The organism is Halorussus halophilus, assembly GCF_008831545.1.
Classification (GTDB): Archaea; Halobacteriota; Halobacteria; order Halobacteriales; family Haladaptataceae; genus Halorussus; species Halorussus halophilus.
The window spans coordinates 1,974,274-1,993,543 of record NZ_CP044523.1 but is presented as its reverse complement, the minus strand read 5'-3'; the positions used below and the strand labels follow the sequence as shown (position 1 = coordinate 1,993,543).

General features: G+C 62.0%; 17 protein-coding genes and 1 tRNA gene. 10 read left to right on the top strand and 8 right to left on the bottom strand.

Translation table 11 applies throughout. From position 1 onward, the window contains the following. Nucleotides 1–782 precede the first annotated feature (782 nt). The 3 genes from F7R90_RS09770 to artA all read left to right on the top strand — a co-directional run bounded on the left by F7R90_RS09770 (nt 783) and on the right by artA (nt 5,280). The gene (locus F7R90_RS09770) at nt 783–1,544 is read left to right on the top strand and encodes a VOC family protein (RefSeq protein WP_158057265.1); all 762 of its coding nucleotides are present in this window, start codon (nt 783–785) and stop codon (nt 1,542–1,544) included. A 516-nt stretch (nt 1,545–2,060) separates the two neighbouring features. Next, complete coding sequence (locus tag F7R90_RS09765; RefSeq protein ID WP_158057264.1) at nt 2,061–4,139, top strand: DUF7827 domain-containing protein; 2,079 nt, start codon at nt 2,061–2,063, stop codon at nt 4,137–4,139. A 196-nt stretch (nt 4,140–4,335) separates the two neighbouring features. Next, entirely contained in the window at nt 4,336–5,280 is a 945-nt protein-coding gene (artA, locus tag F7R90_RS09760; RefSeq protein WP_225741137.1) for an archaeosortase A, read from the top strand. 54 nt (nt 5,281–5,334) lie between these two features. On the opposite strand, the gene dph5 is transcribed toward artA, so the two are convergent. Then, nucleotides 5,335–6,108 carry a diphthine synthase gene (dph5, locus tag F7R90_RS09755; protein WP_158057263.1) on the bottom strand — a complete coding sequence of 258 codons (774 nt, stop codon included), beginning with the start codon at nt 6,106–6,108 and terminating at the stop codon, nt 5,335–5,337. A gap of 118 nt (nt 6,109–6,226) precedes the next feature. Beyond that, entirely contained in the window at nt 6,227–6,901 is a 675-nt protein-coding gene (locus F7R90_RS22165; protein WP_192498273.1) for a hypothetical protein, read from the bottom strand. A gap of 388 nt (nt 6,902–7,289) precedes the next feature. Between F7R90_RS22165 and F7R90_RS09745 the strand changes: the two genes are divergently transcribed. Continuing rightward, nucleotides 7,290–8,318, top strand: a complete 1,029-nt coding sequence (locus F7R90_RS09745; protein ID WP_158057262.1) for a class I SAM-dependent methyltransferase — start codon at nt 7,290–7,292, stop codon at nt 8,316–8,318. A gap of 6 nt (nt 8,319–8,324) precedes the next feature. Here F7R90_RS09745 and F7R90_RS09740 read toward each other — a convergent pair whose 3' ends face one another. The 3 genes from F7R90_RS09740 to F7R90_RS09730 are packed head-to-tail and all read right to left on the bottom strand — an operon-like array spanning nt 8,325 to nt 11,190. Next, complete coding sequence (locus F7R90_RS09740; protein WP_158057261.1) at nt 8,325–9,065, bottom strand: CoA-transferase subunit beta; 741 nt, start codon at nt 9,063–9,065, stop codon at nt 8,325–8,327. A 26-nt stretch (nt 9,066–9,091) separates the two neighbouring features. Continuing rightward, nucleotides 9,092–10,024, bottom strand: a complete 933-nt coding sequence (locus tag F7R90_RS09735; protein WP_158057260.1) for a CoA transferase subunit A — start codon at nt 10,022–10,024, stop codon at nt 9,092–9,094. A 2-nt stretch (nt 10,025–10,026) separates the two neighbouring features. After that, on the bottom strand, nt 10,027–11,190 hold the full coding sequence (locus tag F7R90_RS09730; RefSeq protein ID WP_158057259.1) for a GNAT family N-acetyltransferase: 1,164 nt from the start codon (nt 11,188–11,190) through the stop codon (nt 10,027–10,029). Between the two features lie 341 nt (nt 11,191–11,531). Between F7R90_RS09730 and F7R90_RS09725 the strand changes: the two genes are divergently transcribed. The 4 genes from F7R90_RS09725 (at nt 11,532) to F7R90_RS09710 (ending at nt 15,431) form a co-directional block, all read left to right on the top strand. Further along, on the top strand, nt 11,532–13,094 hold the full coding sequence (locus tag F7R90_RS09725) for a class I adenylate-forming enzyme family protein (protein WP_158057258.1): 1,563 nt from the start codon (nt 11,532–11,534) through the stop codon (nt 13,092–13,094). Between the two features lie 178 nt (nt 13,095–13,272). After that, nucleotides 13,273–13,347 (top strand) — tRNA-Thr (locus F7R90_RS09720). Nucleotides 13,348–13,696: 349 nt separating this feature from the next. After that, nucleotides 13,697–14,683, top strand: a complete 987-nt coding sequence (locus F7R90_RS09715; RefSeq protein ID WP_158057257.1) for an AI-2E family transporter — start codon at nt 13,697–13,699, stop codon at nt 14,681–14,683. A gap of 118 nt (nt 14,684–14,801) precedes the next feature. After that, the gene (locus F7R90_RS09710; RefSeq protein ID WP_158057256.1) at nt 14,802–15,431 is read left to right on the top strand and encodes a class I SAM-dependent methyltransferase; all 630 of its coding nucleotides are present in this window, start codon (nt 14,802–14,804) and stop codon (nt 15,429–15,431) included. On the opposite strand, the gene F7R90_RS09705 is transcribed toward F7R90_RS09710, so the two are convergent. Further along, on the bottom strand, nt 15,432–15,758 hold the full coding sequence (locus F7R90_RS09705; RefSeq protein WP_158057255.1) for a hypothetical protein: 327 nt from the start codon (nt 15,756–15,758) through the stop codon (nt 15,432–15,434). It lies immediately after the preceding gene. Between the two features lie 181 nt (nt 15,759–15,939). Here F7R90_RS09705 and F7R90_RS09700 point away from each other — a divergent pair, with 181 nt between their 5' ends. Both F7R90_RS09700 and F7R90_RS09695 read left to right on the top strand, forming a co-directional pair. Continuing rightward, on the top strand, nt 15,940–16,896 hold the full coding sequence (locus tag F7R90_RS09700) for a phytoene/squalene synthase family protein (RefSeq protein WP_158057254.1): 957 nt from the start codon (nt 15,940–15,942) through the stop codon (nt 16,894–16,896). Nucleotides 16,897–17,001: 105 nt separating this feature from the next. Next, nucleotides 17,002–17,550, top strand: coding sequence for a dihydrofolate reductase family protein (locus F7R90_RS09695; protein ID WP_158057253.1), 549 nt, complete (start codon nt 17,002–17,004; stop codon nt 17,548–17,550). 23 nt (nt 17,551–17,573) lie between these two features. Here the strand turns inward: F7R90_RS09695 and cruF are convergent, their stop codons facing one another. Both cruF and F7R90_RS09685 read right to left on the bottom strand, forming a co-directional pair. Next, nucleotides 17,574–18,431, bottom strand: coding sequence for a bisanhydrobacterioruberin hydratase (gene cruF / locus F7R90_RS09690; RefSeq protein ID WP_158057252.1), 858 nt, complete (start codon nt 18,429–18,431; stop codon nt 17,574–17,576). 7 nt (nt 18,432–18,438) lie between these two features. Continuing rightward, nucleotides 18,439–19,269 (bottom strand): prenyltransferase, encoded by an 831-nt coding sequence (locus F7R90_RS09685; protein ID WP_158057251.1) that lies wholly within the window; start codon nt 19,267–19,269, stop codon nt 18,439–18,441. Nucleotide 19,270 lies beyond the last annotated feature (1 nt).

Below are 19,270 nucleotides of genomic sequence, written 5' to 3'. Positions count from 1 at the left end.
CCCGAGTTTGAAGCCGTGACACCCTAGAATACCGCAACTCCGCCAATACAGCTTTAAGCGAAACGACGTACACTCCGGAATTCAGCCGAAAGAAGGCCTAACATTACGGTGTGTACAAAAACGATAGCGGGTTGCTGTAACTGCTCTGGTCGAGCGGACGGCGGTCGTCTCGTAGACCAGCGTTCCAAGCCTTCTATCGCCGATTTCTGTCTGGGGGCTCGCCGAAACGTACTGACGGTGAATTAGTGATATTGAAAGATAGAGGTGGGTGTACGGTCGAAATTCCATCTGTCTCGTAATAGTTCGATGGTGTTCGTAAGATGGACGCTTCTGACTCGGCAATCGAAATCCGCGGGAAGCGGCCCGGAAAGCCTCCAGCTAAGCGGTATTAGTGATTTCAAGGAAGTGTGCCTGGGTGAGCGCGTACTCCGCGATTTGAAATAGCTCACCCGGGGTGTACGCGGTTTTACGCTAATCGAGGGGTTGTTTGGCAGCGACAGTTTTGGAGCACCGCTTACGGAAGCAAATCTAGGATTTGGATACAACGCCGTTGAGGCGCTGCACGGAGCAATACATCCAGTTTTCGCACGTAGTGATGGCGGCGGCCAACACACCTACAACTTCAAGTCCGTATCAAGCGTGTACACCGGGTGAAACACAGTATCTCCCGGAGTATTGGTCGAGTGTACGTCCGGTCGGTACTACGTTGTGTCGCTGAATTCCACTGGTCTTCTTTCCGCGAACAGTAGCTTTTCCTCTCGTGAAACCCACGCTTCGAATGCATGAACGCTACGCTCGACCACGTGATGATTCGCGTCGAAGACCTCGACGCGACGCTCGACTGGTATCAGGGCCACCTCGGCTACGAGGAGAAGGGACGCTGGGAGGCAGACACTTTCACCAACGTCTATCTCGGCCCGGAGGACGTACACGAGGAGGGCGCGCTCCTCGAAATCACCTACAATCACGACGACCGGAGCTACGAGATGGGCGACGGCTGGGGCCACATCGCCGTGCGCGTAGACGACGTGTACGACGCCTACGAGCAACTGATGGACGAAGGCGTCGAAGACTACCGCGACCCCGACTCCTGTGGCGGCAGCTACGCGTTCGTCACAGACCCCGACGGACACGAGGTCGAAATCGTCGAACGGGACTACGGCGCGCCGTGGAGCCTCGACCACACGATGATTCGCGTCGAGGACGCAGACGAGGCCCTCGGCTGGTACACCCGCAAGCTGGAATACGAACACACCGGCCGCTGGGAGTCCGACACCTTCGCGAACTACTTCATGAAGCCCGAAGGCGCGGCCGACGAAGCGATGGCAGTGGAGTTGACCTACAACTACGACGGGCGCACGTACGACCTCGGTGACGCGTGGGGCCACCTCTGCATCCGCGCCGACGACTTGTCCGAGGCGTGGAAGACGCTGCTGGAACGCGACGCTGAGGACTACCGCGACCCCGAGTCCTGCGACAACCGCTACGCGTTCACGAAGGATATGGACGGCCACGAAATCGAAGTGCTGGAACCGAGCGAGTAGACTCGTACCGTCTCACTCGCACCGTGTGAATGCCTCTCTCCCGCGCGCGAGACGCGCGCTCCGGCGAACCGCCGAATCGAGCCGAAACGACAGTCATCCAATTTTTCGTGTCAACGAACAGTTCTGGTGTCGCTGGCGAACGAACAACTATCTGAAAACTCGCGCGTAGCGTCGCCGAGCGTGGAAATCTTCGATTACGACGATATATCTCGCTGACCAATACGTTTGACGTATCGCTTGATTTGCAACGATTTGTTGATAAGGGTTATTCGCACCTTACCCGACCAGGCGAAAACCGCGAAACCGATTCTACCGGCCGTATTCGGGAGTGAGAATGTTTACCGAGCCTCATAGTGGACCACAAAGCACTTATAATCGGGGACTAACCAATGTGATGTACCCCTACCCATGGTGGCAGCTCTGAGTACACGTGGTCCGCACCCGGAAACGCCGGGTTACGTTAAAAGGACCCCACGAAAGGCTCTGTCGCCGACCGAATAACCAACCAATCCAACCATGACAAATGACAAACTACGCAGTGTGTTCATGACTGCGATGCTGGTTATGTCCGTCTTCGCGGGCACTGCCGCATTCGCAGGAACGGCCGCTGCAAACCACGATGGCGCTGGTGAGGACATCAGCTCAGAGTCAGTCCTCTTCCAGGGTCAGACCGCTGCCTGGGATACTGGCGGCAACAGCGACACCACAGTAACGCTCTACGACCAAGACGGTAACTACGTGGACCAGTACTCTGCTGACGAGTCTGGTCACGTCACGTTCAACACCGCAAACCTGAACGGCAAGTACAACGCCACCGTCGACCAGGATACGTACCAGACGTTCCAGGTCGTCGAGCAGAGTCTCTCCGTTAGCCCGGACAGCGCGAGTGTTGTTCAGGCCGGTAACCTGTCGATTAGCATCGACGACACGAACCGCGCTAACGAGTTCGACATCAACGTTACGTCGAGCGCGGTCATGAACGACATCGACAACGCGTCGAAGGCCTCCGAGTTTGCAGACGACCTGAACGACGGCGCGCCCGGCTATGTCGTCTCTGTCGAGGAGGGTGACGAACTCAACATCCCGATTAAGTCCAACGCAGAGACGGGCAACGACACCGTCAACATCGATGTCGCGGACACCACCGCATCGGAGTCCATCGACGTTACGGTGAACCAGCCTGACGACGTTGACGCAACGTTCACCGAGGGCGTCTTCCGCAACCAGCGCGGTGACAACGTCGAAGTGACTGTCAACCTCACCGCGACGGACTCGGCGTACGTCTACGTCGGTTCCTCGGACGTCAACTACCTCCAGCGCATCGAAGTCACGGACGGTAACAACGACGGCCAAGTTGCCTTCAACTTCAACAGCTACCAGGACGGTGGCTCGGTCAGTCCCGTTGACAGCGAAGACAGCGCAAGCATCGTCAGCTGGGACGGTTCGATCGGTGACAATGTCGGCGCTCTCGCAGACGGCAACTACGCGCTGAACGTCACTACCCCGAGCGAGCCGAGCTCGGCGACCGAGCTTGACGTCTCCACGCTCTCGCTCGCACAGCGCTCCACCGACGCAGCCCAGAGCTGGGTTGCTCCGGAAAGCGCTTCGGTGGCGCCCGACGCTGCCCCGAGCGACGTTACTGACATCGTCAGCCAGAGCGACACCGTCGCAAGCGGCGACTGGGCTGTCGTTCAGGTCGAAGCATCCGGTATCTACGGTGCTCTCGGCGACAACGCGAATGTCGACGAGAACGACCAGGGCCTCATGTTCCAGGTTCGACAAGAGAACCCCGGTGTGAACGCCCAGCCGCAGTACTTCGACAGCAGCAGTTCGAACGTCCAGACGGTCACGGACGCAGAGAACAACACGCTCTACGTCCTGATCAACACGGACGAAGTTACGCCGACCAACGCTGACAGTGCTGGTCTGGCCACCGGCGAGTGGAACGCAACGTTCACCGTCGTTGGTAGTAACGGTGCAACCTCCGGCTCGGACTCCGCCTACAAGCTCGCGGGCAAGAGCAACGAGTCCGTCTCGACCACCTTCACGGTCGAGAATCCTGAGGTCACCATCAACGATGGCGAGGACCTCACCGTCCCGCAGGGCGAGTACAACGTCAGCGGTTCGACCAACCTCGCACCCGGCACGACGCTCACCGTCGAGTCGCGTGCAGGCGGTACGTTCCTGAAGACGGCATCCGTCGAAGTCGGCCCCGAGGGCAACTTCGAGGCAGCCTACGACTTCAGCGACGTTGACAACGGCACGGAGTTCACCGTCGAAGCTCGCGGCTACTCCGACTCCGGTGTCAGCGCAGTCGTCGACGAGGACTTCCAGCCGGACGACGGCTCGGACAACACGACGACTCCGGACGAGACCACGACGACTCCGGACGAGACCACGACGACTCCGGACGAGACCACGACGACGCCTGGCGACACGACGACGACGCCTGGCGACACGACCGAAGCCCCCGGTGAAACGACCACGACCACCAGCAGTGACGGTGGCAGTGGTACCATCCCCGGCTTCGGCATCAGCGTCGCACTCGTCGCACTCGTCGCAGCCGCGCTGCTGGCCTTCCGCCGCAGCAACTAGATAGCTAACTAACTACCGGAGTACTCCGGTTTTCGCGGTTTCCATTTTTCAGTACGCTACCCGGCGAGCGACAGCCACGTCGTTCGCGTAGTTCATACCCGAGAAACGCCGCATTTCCGCAGTAGTAAGCGACGGATAACGGAGACGACCGCAGTCGTCAACTCTTTGTACGGTGGGCGCTTGATACCCGCTAACTGTGAGTCTACTGACCGACCCGCTCGCGTGGCTGGCCGCCCAATCGGACACCCTCGCGTGGCTCTCCATCGCCCTCTTCGCGGGCAGCGTCCTCCTGGACTGGTACGACCGCGACCTCGCGCGCTATGTCGCGGCGATTGCATGGGGCGTCTTCGGCGTCTTCTGGCTGGTGTTGTTCCCTCACTTCGCGTTCGAACAGCGGAGCGCGATCGAAGGCCTGCTCAGCCTCGCCGCACTTCCGGCCAGTCTGTACGCCGCCTACCTCCTCCTGCAAGGCCGCGAGACGCTGTTCTTGCTGACGCGTGCAGTCGCAATCATGGGCGTCGTCTACCTCCCGTTCACGATGTACGCGCCGGGCAAGGAGTTGCTCATCGAGACGGTGGCCGCACAAGGCCACTTCGTGCTGGACCTGCTGGGCCAAGACCAAATTCGACTCATCGAGCGTGACAACGGTTTCATGGGGCAGTACTACTACATGCACCCGGAGAAAGGGCCGTTCCGGACGAGCGTCCTGCTGGCGTGTACCGGTCTCGGAAGCATGGCGATATTCAGCGGTCTCATCGGTGCGGTGCGCGCGCCGCTCCGTCGCAAACTGAAGGCACTAGCTATCGCCATCCCGGTTATCTGGACGCTCAACCTCGCGCGGGTCGTGTTCATCACGATGGCGTTCAGCTACCAGTGGTTGCAGGTCGGCGTCGGGCCTATCAGTTCGCTGGTCGGCTACGAGAACCCCAACATGGTGTCGTACTTCATCTCCGACCGAATCATCGCCCAGAGCCTCTCGGTGGTCGCACTCGTCGGTATCGCGTGGGCAGTCGCCCGCGTACTGCCCGAGTTGCTCACCGTCGCCGAGGACGTGATGTACATCGTCACGGGCGATGAGTACGACCTCCACGACGCAGTCGGAGCCGAAAAAACAGTTCGCGCAGACGGCGACGGTCGTTGAATCTCTTCTACAGATAAGCAAGGCGAGTGCCTCGGTGCTTGTCCCCGAGGTACTTCACTCCACGTTGAGCAGTTCGTCGGGCGCGCCAGCCAGCGTCGAGAGCGCGTCTGCTTCTATGTGGTGGAGGTCGCCCGGAATCACCAGTAGATGAAGCGGGTCGCCGAACGCTCGCTCGGCGAGTTCCGAGAGCGCGTCGGCGGCGACCAGCGGGTTTGGACTGCCCGCGCGTGCAACGACGACCGCCAGTACGTCACCGTACTCCTCGGCGAGCAGGTCGGCGGCGTGGCTTGCGGTCATGTACTCGTCGTTGCGGACCTTGATGTCGAGGTAGACGAGCGTGTGCAGGCCGCGCTCGCGGTTCTCGTCGATGGCGTTCGTAACGCTCGCGGGCACGCCGTCAGCGCCGTGGGCGTAGTCGAAGGGGAGCGTCGTCGCCTTGCCGAACCGATAGTTCTGGAGTCCGGTGAGGCCGCTCGCCGCCGACTCTGCTGTCGGTGCGTGGACGACGCGCGTGTCGATGCCGCGCTCCTCGGCGCGGAGGCGGAGGTCCACGTGGGTGGTCGAAATCATCGTGTCGCCTGCGGTGGCGAACACGGCTTCGCCCTCCTCGGCAGCTTGGAGAATGTCTTCTGGGTCCTGTTCGACGCCAGCGCGGTCACGAACCTCGATTTCGGTGTCGTGGGCGGCTTCGATGTCTTCGACGGTCGCACCGAGTAGCTTGCTGGTGTAGAACTCCGCGAAGACGCGGTCGGCCGTTCGAAGGGCGTGCTGGCCTTCGACCGTCACCGACCGCTCGTCGTAGAGACCGAGTCCAACGAAGGTGAGCATACCACCAGTAGGTGGTCGAACGCGTTATAGCGTTTCGAGTTCGGCCGCTGGCTCCGTCGCTCCCGCTCACGAACTGTGACAAATATTATCGTCCACGAAAAAGGACTCGCTCGGCAGCTCAGTACTGTTGTTGGCCCATTTGGCCGCCGAACTGCTGGGGCTGCTGGCTGAACTGTTGGGGCTGTTGGCCAACCTGCTGGCCAGAGTGCTGACCGACTTGCTGGGACGGCTGCTGGCCGATCTGCTGGCCCTGCTGGGTCTGCTGACCGATCTGCTGGGCCTTCTGCAGGCCTTGGTCGATGGTCTGGAGTGACTGGCGAGTGTTCTCGATGACTTCCTGCACTTCCGGCTCGCTCGCGTACTGCTGGAGTTCCTGCAGTCCCTGCTGGATGGTCTGTTTCGTCGCCTGCCCGAGCGGCTGGGCGAACGGAGACCCTCGGATGATGAGCTTCTGCTGGAGGTGTGCGATGTCCTGCAGGTCGTCACAGACTCGCACGACGCGAGGCATCCCGCGCTCGGCCGCCTTCGTCTTCGTCCACTCTGCGACGGACTCGACGCGTTCGAGTTGCTGGAGCGTCTGCTGGACTTCCTGCGGAACCTCTTGATCGAATCGTTGGCCCGCGCGCTGGGCCATCTGGCCCGCTATCGGGTATTGCTGGCCGAACTGCTGTTGGCCTTGCTGACTCGGTTGCTGTGTACCCTGTTGGCTCGGCTGCTGTTGGCCCTGCTGGCTGGTCTGCTGGCCGAATCGAGACTGCTGCTGTCCTTGCGGTGGCTGGTATAGCTGTGACATTGTTTTCACCTCGGCTCCGCCCGGCGCGGAACCGATTGCTCGTAAGGCGAAATCCGTAATATACGGCCCCCCTCGTTCAGGATCGTTTTGGACTTTCTTCCGACGCTTTCTCGGGAAATCGCTCGAAGAGGACATACATCCCTGTATTTGGCAATCTATCGTTGAGAACCGTTCAGTAGAAACAGCACGCGATTTCGCGGGAGTGCCGTACACAAGTAGCACACCACGCCGTTAGGTCAACCACCGATTGCACGAACGTAACTCCCGCTGGTTCGACCTGTCTCGGAGTGAGGACGACAGCGGACGGACTTCGGTACAGCGAACCACCATCGCTCTCTGGGACCGGCGAAGCGTCACCGTTAACGCTGCCCCCGGGAAAGGTCTCGGCATGGAAGTGGCGTGCGTTCGCGTCGAGCGCGAACAGGGCGAGGAGACCCGTCGCCGACTGGCCGAGCGGGACCTCGTCGCCGACGAGTTGCAGATAACGGTCGAAGACGGGTGGCTCTACGTTCCCGTCACCGACGCCGGGGCGGTTCCAGACGACTTGACCGTCGTGGAACACGACATCGCCAAGCGGAACACCCAAGACATGCCCGCCGACTTGTTGGGCTTCGAACCGACGTACGAGCGCCTGGGCGACATCGTCATCCTCGACGAAGACGACCCCGACCGTGCCCAACGAATCGCCGACGCCATCATGGAGTCGGACCTGCCCGTCGAAACGGTCCTCAATCGCGCTTCGAAGGTCAAGGGCGAACTGCGCGTGCGGGACTGGGACGTACTGGCTGGGAATGAAACTGAGGCGAGCGGAGCGAGCCGGGGGTCGGAAGACGCGTCGTCCGGGACGGAGACGGTTCACCGCGAGTACGGCTGTGAGTTCCTGCTGGACGTGGCCGAGGTGTACTTCTCGCCCCGACTGGCGACCGAACGTCATCGTGTTGCCGAACAGGTCGAGAGTGAGGAGCGCGTCTTCGACATGTTCGCGGGTGTCGGGCCGTTCGTCGTCCCCTGCGCCAAGCGCGGTGCGGACGTCGTCGGCGTAGACCTGAACGAGCGCGCAGTCGAGTACCTTCGGGAGAACGCTCGGCGGAACGGCGTCGAGGACCGAGTCACCGCGATTCAGGGGGACGTAGGGGAAGTCGCACCGGAGTACGAAGACTGGGCCGACCGCGTCATCATGAACCTACCCCACAGCGCCGACGAGTTCGTAGACGCTGCCGTCACCATCGCGGGCGACGACTGCGTGCTGCACTACTACGACATCCAGCACGAGGACGACCCGTTCGGACCCGGCGAGGCCGTGATTCGGGCGGCCGCGGAACCGGAGTACGAGGTCGAAGTCGAGACGCGCCACGTCGTCCGGTCGTACGCACCACACGAGTTGAACGTCTGTCTGGACGTGCGACTCACTCGCTGACTAGCTTCAGTCCTGCTGCTCGACGTAGACGCCCTCGGGGTCGAGTTCTTCTCGGATGAGTCGAATCTCTTCCGGGTCGGGCGCAGGCGTCTCCGAGAGATCGTCGGAAAATCGAAGCTCCCAACCGGTCGCGGTCTGCACGGCGTCCTTCGTCAATCCGGGATGAATCGACTCGACGTACAACTCACCTGCTTCGTCGAACCGCATGACTGCCTTGTCCGTGATGACTGCTTCCGGCCCACCACGGAGATTCTTCTCGGCTCGACCCTCTCGGCCGCCGACGTAGCCCGGACTCGTCACGAAGTCCACCTCGGCGGGGAACCGCCGCTTGGTCTGGGGCACGACGACGAGCGTCCGATGGCTGTTGCTCGCTATCTCGCAGGCACCGCCGCTTCCCGGAAGCCGGACGGTCGGGTCGTCGTAGTCGCCGATGACGGTCGAGTTGATGTTTCCCCGGCGGTCTATCTGCGCACCGCTCAGGAACCCCACGTCGATGCGTCCCGCTTGGAGGTACGAACTGAAGCCTTCGTACATCGGGACGATGCTCCGGGCACCCGACGCGAGTACCGGGTCACCGATTGAGAGTGGGAGCGAATCGGGCTCGGAGTCGATAGTGCCGGACTCGTACACCATCTCCAAGTCGGGGGCGTGGGTCCGCTTTGCGAGGTTACACGCCAAGTTCGGGACGCCCACGCCGACCAGCACGGTGTCGTCGTTGCGAAGTTCGCTCGCCGCTCGCGTTATCATGAGTTCGGTCCGGGTGAAATTTGTGTTCACGAGTAGTCCCCCATGTCGATTGGTTCTGCGTAGTCTGGCTGTGGCTGTAGGTCGAGTAGTCTCTCAGCGTCGAGTTTTTCGAGATACTCCCGATGGTCGGTGACTTCGTACACCCACTCGTCGAGCCAATCGAGCGTCGATTCGTGCGTCTCGGACACCTCGTCCCACTCGACGTAGCTGGGGTTGTCCCTGTCGTAGTAGCCCTGCACGTACGACGGATGAGAACCGTACGGAATTTCGACCACGTAATCGACGGCCGTTCCCGGAATCATCGTACGGTTCGGGTCGCTCCGAATCACCGATTCGTCTACGACTTGCTCCACGCTCAGGACGACCGTCTCCGCGGCGAGTGCCGCGTCAACCGTCTCGCCGACGATGCCCCACAACTGGGCGTTCCCGTCGGCGTCGGCACGCTGTGCGCGCACGACTGCGGTGTCCGGTTCGAGCGGTGGCACGACGTGAACGTCCTCGCCCTCGTTCTCACCATCGTCACTGAAGGGGTCGGCCACAGTGCGAATCTTGTCGTTGTACTCCGGTAGGTCCGACCCGGCGAACGTGCGCAGCGGAACGAATGGAAGCTTCTGTGCGCCAGCTTTCAGGCGCGCGACCATCCCGAAGTGCGTGTACTCCTCGATTTCGAGTGGGTTGGGGACGCCTTCCTCGACCGCTCGGCGAAACGCCCGTAGACAGCCGACACCAGGGTTACCGGCCCACGAAAACGTCGCTTTCGAGGCACAGCCTGCGGCTATCATCCGGTCGTAAATCAAGTCCGGCGTGGCCCTGACGAGTTCGAGGTCGGTGTACCCCTGCCGGATGATTTCGTGGCCCGACGCGAACGGGATGAGGTGGGAGAAGCCAGCGAGATAGAGTGACTGGCCGTCCTCGACAGCAGCGTCAATAGCCGATTCGAGAGTCGTCTGCTCCGTCATGTTTAGGCTATCTCCTGCGTGCCGAACGAGAGACCCCAGTTCGAGCGGTCTGACAACTCCATACCGTTTATCGTCCACGTATCGATGGGGTCGTTGGTCATCGGTCGCGCGAGCAGTGTTCGCTGGGTCTCGACGTGCGCGAGCGGAAACGAGTAGTCGGGGAAGAAGCCGAACTGCCGAAGCAACGCCGACGGCATGGTCGAACCGGCCGCCATGACGAGGTCCGAATCGGTTGCGTCGGCGACGACGGCACGAAGCAGATTCGCCAGTGCTGGGGTTCGGTCGGCGTTCGCACCGAGCGGGAGTACGTCCGAGACGTGGGTCGCCGTTGTCGGCCCGCGCGTCCGCGTTCCCGCGACGACGCTGGCGACAAGCGACCCGTTTCGGTGCGCAGTGTACGTGGTGTAGTCGAAGTCGGGATAGGTGAACCGCCATTCGTAGAACTGCTCGTCGCGCCGCGCGTGGACCCACGGCGGTTTGTTTCGGGAAGCCAGTGTAGCCAACTGCTTGGCGGGGACCTGTTGGTGCCGCCGAACCGTCACACCGTCCGCGTCCGAGACGCGCGCGTCTCGGAACCTGCGATACCCGCGGTAGACGGGACCGCCAAAGCGGGCGGCGTGGTGGACGACTGGCGTTTCCGTCTTCCGCCGAGCCATCGTCTCCGGTCGCTGAATCCGAACGTAGCGCGGATACTGTGAGACGACGCTGTGTTCGATGCTGAGTTTCGAACGCAGTTCCGGCGAACTCAGTATCGCGTCTTCGGAGTAGGCGGTCGGGAACCCGATAGACATCACCGGCGCTCGCTCGGCGTAGTAGTCGTACATCTCGGCGACCAGCCACGAGAACAAGCCCTGTCGCTGGTGGTCTTCGTGAATCATCGACGCGACGGTCAGGATTCCCGTTTCGGGGTCGCCACCCACGTCGAAGCGGAGCGGGAGCGCGGCCCGCATCCCGACGACTCGGCCGTCGTGTTCGACGACGAACACCGGAACCTCTTCGACGTAGGGGTTGTCGAAGAATTTCCACTGGAACCAGTCTTCGGGGTCGGCGTGGACGACGAGCAGGGAGCGATACAGTTCGAACACCTCCTCGCAGTCTCCGGGTCTGTACTTCCGAATTCGATACTCGCCGCCGGGTTGGTTCTTGCGAGTTGTTGTCTTCGCCATAGTTTCTTCGAGGGCAGAAGTCTCGGCGTAAGACCCCGGCAAGACATAGTATAAATGGGGTGTTCCGTTGATAATCGCACGGTGCCGATAGCTGTACTTTCGGGAGTGACTATTAATTCGATCAATAATATACGGTGATAAATCGCTGGCTGACAGAGTGTCAGGCTCGCCCTCACGGAGTAAGCCAGCACTGTCGGCCTGACCGACACTTGGCGGGTGCGCGAGTAGTATTGCCAAAAACGACGGACAAGCGGCGCTTAACGACACAGTCGTCGAAAGGTGAATCCTGACTACACGAACAGTTCTCCGGCTTTATTCCCGGGGTCGAAGTGTTGATGTGCATGCACGTCAGTTCATTCCCCGCCTCGGTCCGGTCGGGAAACGTCGCGCGTCTCTACGCAGAAACCGCGAGAACGCATCCCGACCGACTCGCCGTGGAGATGGGTGGCCGTTCGTTGACCCACGCCGAATACGACGCGCACGCAAGTCGTTTCGCTGGAGGACTTCGCGAACTCGGACTCGACCCCGGCGACCGACTCGCACTGTACGCACCGAACAGTTCGGAGTACCTGATTGGAGCACTCGGTGCGCTGAAAGCTGGAACGCCGTTCACGCCGATGGACCCGAAGTACCAACCACGCGAGATACGGTACCAGCTTCGTGACAGCGACGCCCGAGCAGTCGTGACTCACGCGGACCTCCGAGAGCGACTGGGCGACGCGTTGGAGACGATGAATACGGAGTTGCAGGTCGTTACTATTGGAGCAGACCGGGAGACAGATTCGGACGCAGTGACTGGGGACGTCTCGTTCGCGGAAGTGGACAGCAGACCTCTCGTCGCCACCCGGTGCGACGAGGACGTTGCGATGCAACCGTACACCTCCGGGACGACGGGCGACCCGAAGGGCGTCCTGCTGACGCACGAGAACCTCCGCGCACAGTCGCTGATGGGCTTCGAGAAGACCAATCTCCCGGCCGAGAGAGAGCGGTTCCTGTCGGTGCTTCCACTGTCGCACATCTCGGGGTTCGTCAACCGGACGTGGCAACCGCTCGTGCGCGGCGGGTCGGTCTACCTCCGGGACCCCGCCGAGTGGGACCCCGAATCGGCGATGGCCGACATCGAGGAACACGACATCACCAAGTTCGGTGCCGTGACCGCGATGTACGTCGATATCGTCAATCACGAGTCGTTCGGCGACTACGACCTGTCGAGTCTCGAAGAGGCGATGGAAGGTGGCACCAAGATGCCGACTGCAGTCCAAGAGCAGTTCGAAGACGCGACCGGTGTCGGGATGTACGAAGCCTACGGGCTGACCGAAGCGGCCGGGGCGACCCACTTCGGGTTCGACGCGATGGCTGGCCCGAAGTTGGGGACCATCGGCCAACCCCACCGCGCGACGAGTTGCAAAGTCGTAGACGACGACGGGAACGAACTCCCGCCGGGCCAGACGGGAGAACTGCTGATTCGCGGCCCCAACGTGATGCAAGGCTACCACGACAAGCCCGACGCGACTGACGAAGCGTTCACCGAGACCGGCTATCTCCGAACGGGTGACGTAGTGCGTTGCGACGAGGACAACTACTACGAGATACTCGACCGCAAGTCGAGCGTCATCGTGACCGGCGGCTACAACGTCTACCCGGCGGAGGTCGAGAACGTCCTCTACGACCATCCTGCGGTGGTGGACGCCGCGGTAGTCGGGGTGCCAGATGAGCGACGTAACGAGACGGTGAAGGCGTTCGTCGTTCCGGAGTCCGAGATTGCGACCACGGAAGAGGAACTTCGAGCGCACTGTCTGGACCAACTCGCAGCGTACAAGCATCCCAGAGAAATCGAGTTGGTGAAGACGCTCCCCCGGACGACGAGCGGGAAGGTCAAGAAGTTCGAACTGAACTCGGATTGAACGACTGGAGTTCCGTGTCGCACTCGGTTCCGGGTGCGACTCGTTCGCTAACGGCGGCGGCTTTCGCAACCCTTAAGCAAGTAGTGGTGGCTATAATTGAATGCGTAGGACGGTACGACGATACAGTCGCCACGCGACGTGTGCGACGTGAATGTGACAGGAGTGTCACTGACGCAGTGCCGGTGTAGCTCAGACTGGCTAGAGCGATTCCTTCGTAAGGAATAGGCCGAGGGTTCAAATCCCTCCACCGGCTCTTTCTGATGCGAACAACATGGCGAGCAACGCTTAGCGTTTGCTCGCCAACTCGTGAGCGTCTGTCGAGTTTCGTGGAGGATTTGAACGACGGAAGAGGCAGTCTCGCCGCAGGCGAAGCGAGGCACGAAGTGTCTCGAAACGCGAGCGGTGAAACCGCGAGCAGGGAGCGTCTTCAGGTAGTTCACAATCCCCTCCACCGGCTTACTTTTCCGCGAACTCACCCCGAACAGCCTTGCCGATGAGCGGACCGCTTGCCTCTCTCCGAGCCGAAGTAAACGCGTGCTAACGCGAGATACGCATTGTCTACACAGTCCGAAGCCTAAGTAGTTAGACGGTGTAGTCACGGTATGGATGTCCGAGACGTATTTTTCGCCCTCCTCCTCGGCGCGTTGTTCGTCCTCGCGGTGCTCGTCGTGCGCCCGTTTCTCGCGTACATCCTCGCGGCTGGATTGTTGGCGTTCGTCCTCCACCCCGCACAGCGGCGACTCTCGCCGAGAATCGGGACGCGCCCAGCGGCGTTGGCGCTCGTCGTTCTAGCGGTGTTGATGACGACAGTGCCGATAGTCCTGCTGTCGGTGAGCGTCCTGCCAGAGGCGGCCAAGACTGCCGAAGAGGTCGCCCATCGCCCGGTTCTCGACAGGGCAGAGCGAGTGTTGCAGTCGGTCGGCGTCCCGGTCGAGTTCGGTGACGCCGACGCTGTCTCGCGCCAACTCGTAGACCTGCTGGTCGGCAACGTCTCGGAGCTACTGACGACCACCGTGAAACTCGTACTCGGACTCTCACTGTTGGTGTTCGTCCTCTACTACCTGCTCGTGGACGGCCAGTCGCTGATTCGCTGGGTGCGTGACGTGACGCCGCTCGACGCCGAGATACAGGAGGAGTTGTACACCGAGACGAACCAGGTGACGTGGGCGGTGCTGAAGGGTCACGTCTTCGTCGGCGTCGTGCAGGGCGTCTTGGGCGGCGTCGGGTTCTTCCTCGTCGGACTTCCCAACGTGCTGTTCTGGACGATGGTGATGGTGCTGTTCGCGTTCGTCCCCGTCGTCGGCGTCGGTGCGGTCTGGGTGCCCGGCGGTCTCTACCTCGTCGCGACCGGACAGGTGGTCCCCGGCGTCGCGCTACTGGTCTACGGCGCGACGGTCGTAAGTTGGGTGGACAATTACCTCCGGGCGTACGCCGTCGATTTTCAGGCAGGACTCCACCCCGCAGTCGTCCTCGTCGGCGTCGTCGGTGGCATCTACTTCATGGGCGCGCTGGGGCTCTTTCTCGGGCCCGTCCTACTGGCCGTGTTCAAGGCGACCGTAACCGTGGTAGACGACTACTACGACCTCTGAGTGGTCACGGACGTTTTGTCGGCGCTCGTCGTGGGGCCGGTATGGCTTCGAGAGTTCGACGGACTACCGAGTCGGCGAGTCAGGTGAACGAGCGCGACAGCACTCCGCGAGGCGGACGATGAGTGCGGCTCCGTTTCCGCTCGGTGGACCGCGGCCACGCGACTCGCGAGCGTACGGATTCGACGTCGCCTACGCCGGAACGCCTGGCTGGGACATCGGCCGCCCGCAACGAGAGTTCGTCGGCCTCGAAACGCGGGGCGAACTCGGCCAGCGCGTTCTGGACGTGGGCTGTGGCACGGGCGAAAATGCCCTCTATCTCGCCAGACGAGGCCACGACGTACTCGGCGTCGATTTCGCGCCGCGGGCCGTTCGTACGGCGCGCACGAAGGCCTACTGGCGAGACGTCGAGGCGTACTTCCTCGTCTGGGACGCCCTGCGACTGGACGAACTCGGAATGAACTTCGACAGCGCGATAGACTCGGCACTGATGCACTGTCTCGACGGCGACGAACGTCGCCAGTACGCCGACGCACTGCACGCCACACTGAAACCCGGCGGAACTTTCTTCGCACTCTGTGCGCAGGCACCCGATCGGGCCGTGGGCGAACCCGGCTGGGTGTCCCGCCCCGAACTGTACGCGCTGTTCGACGACGACTGGCAGGTGAACTACGTCAGGGACGCCGTCTTCGAGACGCGTGGCCAGCCACGGTATCGCCCGGCGTATCTGGCGTCGGTCACCCGGCGGTAGCTAGTTGATATCTTGCTCGCAGTTGGTACACCGCACCTGCGTCTTGCCGGTCGGGGTTCGGTCGGCGACGAGCGCGCCGCCCTTGTTGCAGTACGGGCAGACGCCGTTGCCGGTTTCGGCCGCCTGCTGGCGGGCCATCCACGTGACGTTTCGCTCCAGTTGCGCGAGTTGCATCGTCAGTTCGTCGATGGTCGCTTCGAGTTCGGCGATTCTGTCGGCCGCGTCTCCGTCTGGAGTAGCGTTCAACTCCGAGTCCGCTGGTGTTTGGGAGTCGGTACGTTCTGAAACCGCGTCCACGTCGGGAGTGTCGGAGTCGTTTCCTGTCATATCTGTCGGCCTTTCGCGCCACCTGCTATCACACTACACGCTCCGCGGGCAAAAAGCTACTCGCACGTTTCGTGTCCGAGCGCGGCACGTTCGCCGACGCTAACAATTAACACTCTGGTTCCCGTAATCGTAGTACCCCGCGGAGCCGCGTTTGGCCGGACTCTCACAGGAGACACCCTCGATGGTAACAGACCGACAGCTACGACGGAGTAAGACGATTCAGCAGCGGACGGGTAGAACCTTTCACTTCGCAACGCGGCTTCTTCCCGAGCGGGTCCGTCATCCGACGTACGTCCTGTACGCGTTCTTTCGAGTCGCCGACGAGGTGGTCGATGGAGCGACCGACCTCGGACCGACCGAACAGCGCGAGCGCCTCGAGCAGTTGCGCGCCGAGGCACTTGGGCAGGACGACACGGACGACGAAGTACTGGCAGCATTTCAGGAGGTACAAGCAACGTACGACATCCCCGAAGACGAGATAGCACAGTTCATCGACGCGATGCTCGCGGACGTGGAAAAAGACCGCTACGACACCTACGAGGAGTTACGAGCGTACATGCGCGGGTCGGCCGCGGCGGTCGGCGTCATGATGCAGTCCATCATGGACGTAGACCGGCCGGAGAAGGCCACTCCCCACGCAATCGCGCTGGGCGAAGCGTTCCAACTGACCAACTTCCTGCGCGACGTGCGCGAGGACATCCGCGACCACGACCGAATCTACCTGCCGAAGACGACTCGTGAGCGCCACGGCGTCACCGAGGCAGACATCGAGTCGTGCGAACCGACGGACGGGTTTCGGGCCGCCGTGGCCGACGAACTTCGCCGGGCCGACGACCTCTACCGAGAGGGCGTCGCTGGCATCCAGTACCTGCCGGCGGACTGCCAGTTCGCGGTGCTGTACGCCGCGGTACTGTACGCGGAGTACCACCGACTCATCCGCAACCGCGAGTACGACACGCTCTCCGCGACACCGGAACTGAGCGCGCCACGGGCGGTGTGGCTCTACGCGAAGACGCGCTGGTACTGGCAGTGGAGCAAAGACCCGGTGACGGTGTTCCGAAAGGTCAGTGCGGTTCCGGACAACGACACCGACCGCGTCGAGCGAGACCATCCGGGCCGGACGCCCCACGCCGAGTAAACGGCGTCGGGGTCGCTCCGACCTCGGACTTCGAGATAGTTTTATTGAACAGCGAAGCGTACGCAGTCTTCGGTTCGAGGACCCCCTCGGACACCGGAGGAAGCAATGGGGAAACTGATAGCAACGACGTTCGTGACGCTCGACGACCGGATGGTCGGGCCGAACGAAGAGATGGATTGGGTGACCGATAACTTCGACGACGAGATGGGCGAAGACATCGACGACGTACACGACGTAAGCACGTTCGTCTTCGGACGCACGACCTACGGGATTCTGGCGGGCTACTGGCCGACTGCGAGCGAGGAGGAGGAAGGCGTCATGGCCCAGCGACTGAACACGCGCCCGAAAGTCGTCTTCTCGGAGACGCTGGAGGAAGCCGACTGGAACAACACGCGAATCGTAAGCGACGACCTCGAAACGGAAGTGGAGAACCTGAAACAGCAAGACGGCGATTCGTTGATTATCGGAAGCGCCAGCATCGTCCAGACTTGCACGAATCTCGGATTACTCGACGAGTACTGGCTCTGGGTCCACCCGGTCATCCTAGGCGAGGGGAAACTACTGTTCGAAGACATCGAACATCGCGTCGAGTTGGACCTGACGCGGACGAAGACGTACGACAACGACGTGACGTTACTGCAGTATTCGGCGTGAGAAGTGGGGTTCGTTCCGGGTGATTACCCTTGCTCGGGGTGTTTCCGACCGACGCTCACGAAGTCGAAGCGGTCGGCCCGAACCAACCCTCCTAACAGAGCGACAGCGAGCGCGACCGGAACCCAGTTTTGGAAGTAGACGTTCATCGCACCCCACAGCAGGACGAAGCTCACGAAGTCGTCCAGCATGAACGGACAGCGGTCGAGTCGGCGGGTCAGCCGCGAACTGTCGAACCCGAATTCGATGAGGAGTACAGCCACGAGACCACTCAACACCCAGCCCGCGTAGTTCGTCCACGGGACACCGTAGTAGCCTCCACCGCCGTCGTACACCCAGAAACCGAGGCCGACCGCGGCCGGGTCTAACACGAGGTCCACGACCAGCACGAGCGCGAGCGAGGCGAGGACGCGCACGGCGCGACTCCGAAGCGAGGTCCCTGACGCTTGCGGTCCAAACAACAGCAACGTGAGCAGGTAGCTGTTCAGTACCAAGGGGACAAAGAAGACGGGCAAGCCGACCGGTACGCCCGCAAGCATCGGTCCCAACTCGATTTGATAGCTGAAGTCGCCGTACGGCACGCCGTAGTGGACGCCGACGAACTCGACGGCGTAGGCGTAACCGAATACAGCGAACAGTGCCCCGGCCGCCCGCTTGTTCACCAGCGGAGCGAACCCGGCGACGAGCGGCAGGCGCATCACGAGGGTTCCGAAAAGCACCAGTAGGGGATTCATCAGCAACCACGGAGGAATCCAGTTCCACCGCTGGTGGCTGGCGACGAACAGTGCGGCCCCCACGAGCGGGAACACGACGGCAATCGTGAACCGGTTCTCGCGGACGAGGCGGTCCAGCGCGGCTTCGAAGTCGGCCCTGCTTTTCGGCACCTCTCGCTCAACCACGCAAGACACCCCACAGGCCGCCGAGCGTCAGCACCATCCCGACGACGGTGTTGATGGCCGGGAACCACCAGTAGGCTCGTGCCACCTCTACTTCTGTCTCTGCAACCCCCGCGGCGAACAGTGGGTACAGGCCGAGGAGCAGACCAGCGCGCCAGTCCAACAGTGCGAAGACGCCCGCCGCGAGGAGCCAGCAGACTCCACAGTACGCCAGCGTCGGCCGTTCGCCCAGCACCGTCGCAGTCGTTCGAATTCCGGCGCGCCTATCCGGTTCGATGTCCGGAATCGCTGAGAACGTGTGCATCGCCATCGCCCAGAGCCACCCCGCCAGAACCGCCAAAATCGGCGGCTGTCTCCCCGCGACCGCCGCGAACGCGGCCGCACCCGGCAGGACGTAGAGTCCGTTCGACAGCGAGTCGAGCGGTGGTTTCGTCTTCAGGCGGAACGGCGGGGCGCTGTAGGCGTAGCCCAGAAAGAGGAATCCGGCCAGCCACGGGGCGGCGACTGGCGGCGAGAGCAGTGCGAGCGCCGCTCCTGCGACTCCGCAGAGGGCGACGAGGAAGACGACCGTCTTGCCGCCTCGATAGCGCGCCTCTCGCTGTCCCTGCTTCTTCGGATTCTCGGCGTCAACGTTTCTGTCGAACACGTCGTTGACGCCGTAGAGAAAGACGTTCGCTGGCACGAGGAAGTACGCGAAGAGGACGACGGCGAGTGGGGAGAAGAGGTCGCTAATCTCGGTCGCTCCGTAGGCAACTCCGACCAGCACCGGCCCCGCGAGATACAACCAGAAGCGCGGTCGAGAGAGGGTCAACAGATAGCGGAGCATG

What these genes read in the sequence shown, in the direction of transcription:
- F7R90_RS09695 (WP_158057253.1), top strand. Translation starts at nt 17,002, where the DNA reads ATGGGGAAACTGATAGCAACGACGTTCGTGACGCTCGACGACCGGATG.
- F7R90_RS09770 (WP_158057265.1), top strand. Translation starts at nt 783, where the DNA reads ATGAACGCTACGCTCGACCACGTGATGATTCGCGTCGAAGACCTCGAC.
- F7R90_RS09725 (WP_158057258.1), top strand. Translation starts at nt 11,532, where the DNA reads ATGCACGTCAGTTCATTCCCCGCCTCGGTCCGGTCGGGAAACGTCGCG.
- F7R90_RS09740 (WP_158057261.1), bottom strand. Translation starts at nt 9,065, where the DNA reads ATGATAACGCGAGCGGCGAGCGAACTTCGCAACGACGACACCGTGCTG.
- F7R90_RS09735 (WP_158057260.1), bottom strand. Translation starts at nt 10,024, where the DNA reads ATGACGGAGCAGACGACTCTCGAATCGGCTATTGACGCTGCTGTCGAG.
- F7R90_RS09715 (WP_158057257.1), top strand. Translation starts at nt 13,697, where the DNA reads ATGGATGTCCGAGACGTATTTTTCGCCCTCCTCCTCGGCGCGTTGTTC.
- dph5 (WP_158057263.1), bottom strand. Translation starts at nt 6,108, where the DNA reads ATGCTCACCTTCGTTGGACTCGGTCTCTACGACGAGCGGTCGGTGACG.
- F7R90_RS22165 (WP_192498273.1), bottom strand. Translation starts at nt 6,901, where the DNA reads ATGTCACAGCTATACCAGCCACCGCAAGGACAGCAGCAGTCTCGATTC.
- F7R90_RS09705 (WP_158057255.1), bottom strand. Translation starts at nt 15,758, where the DNA reads ATGACAGGAAACGACTCCGACACTCCCGACGTGGACGCGGTTTCAGAA.
- F7R90_RS09765 (WP_158057264.1), top strand. Translation starts at nt 2,061, where the DNA reads ATGACAAATGACAAACTACGCAGTGTGTTCATGACTGCGATGCTGGTT.
- F7R90_RS09730 (WP_158057259.1), bottom strand. Translation starts at nt 11,190, where the DNA reads ATGGCGAAGACAACAACTCGCAAGAACCAACCCGGCGGCGAGTATCGA.
- F7R90_RS09685 (WP_158057251.1), bottom strand. Translation starts at nt 19,269, where the DNA reads ATGCTCCGCTATCTGTTGACCCTCTCTCGACCGCGCTTCTGGTTGTAT.
- F7R90_RS09710 (WP_158057256.1), top strand. Translation starts at nt 14,802, where the DNA reads ATGAGTGCGGCTCCGTTTCCGCTCGGTGGACCGCGGCCACGCGACTCG.
- F7R90_RS09745 (WP_158057262.1), top strand. Translation starts at nt 7,290, where the DNA reads ATGGAAGTGGCGTGCGTTCGCGTCGAGCGCGAACAGGGCGAGGAGACC.
- F7R90_RS09700 (WP_158057254.1), top strand. Translation starts at nt 15,940, where the DNA reads ATGGTAACAGACCGACAGCTACGACGGAGTAAGACGATTCAGCAGCGG.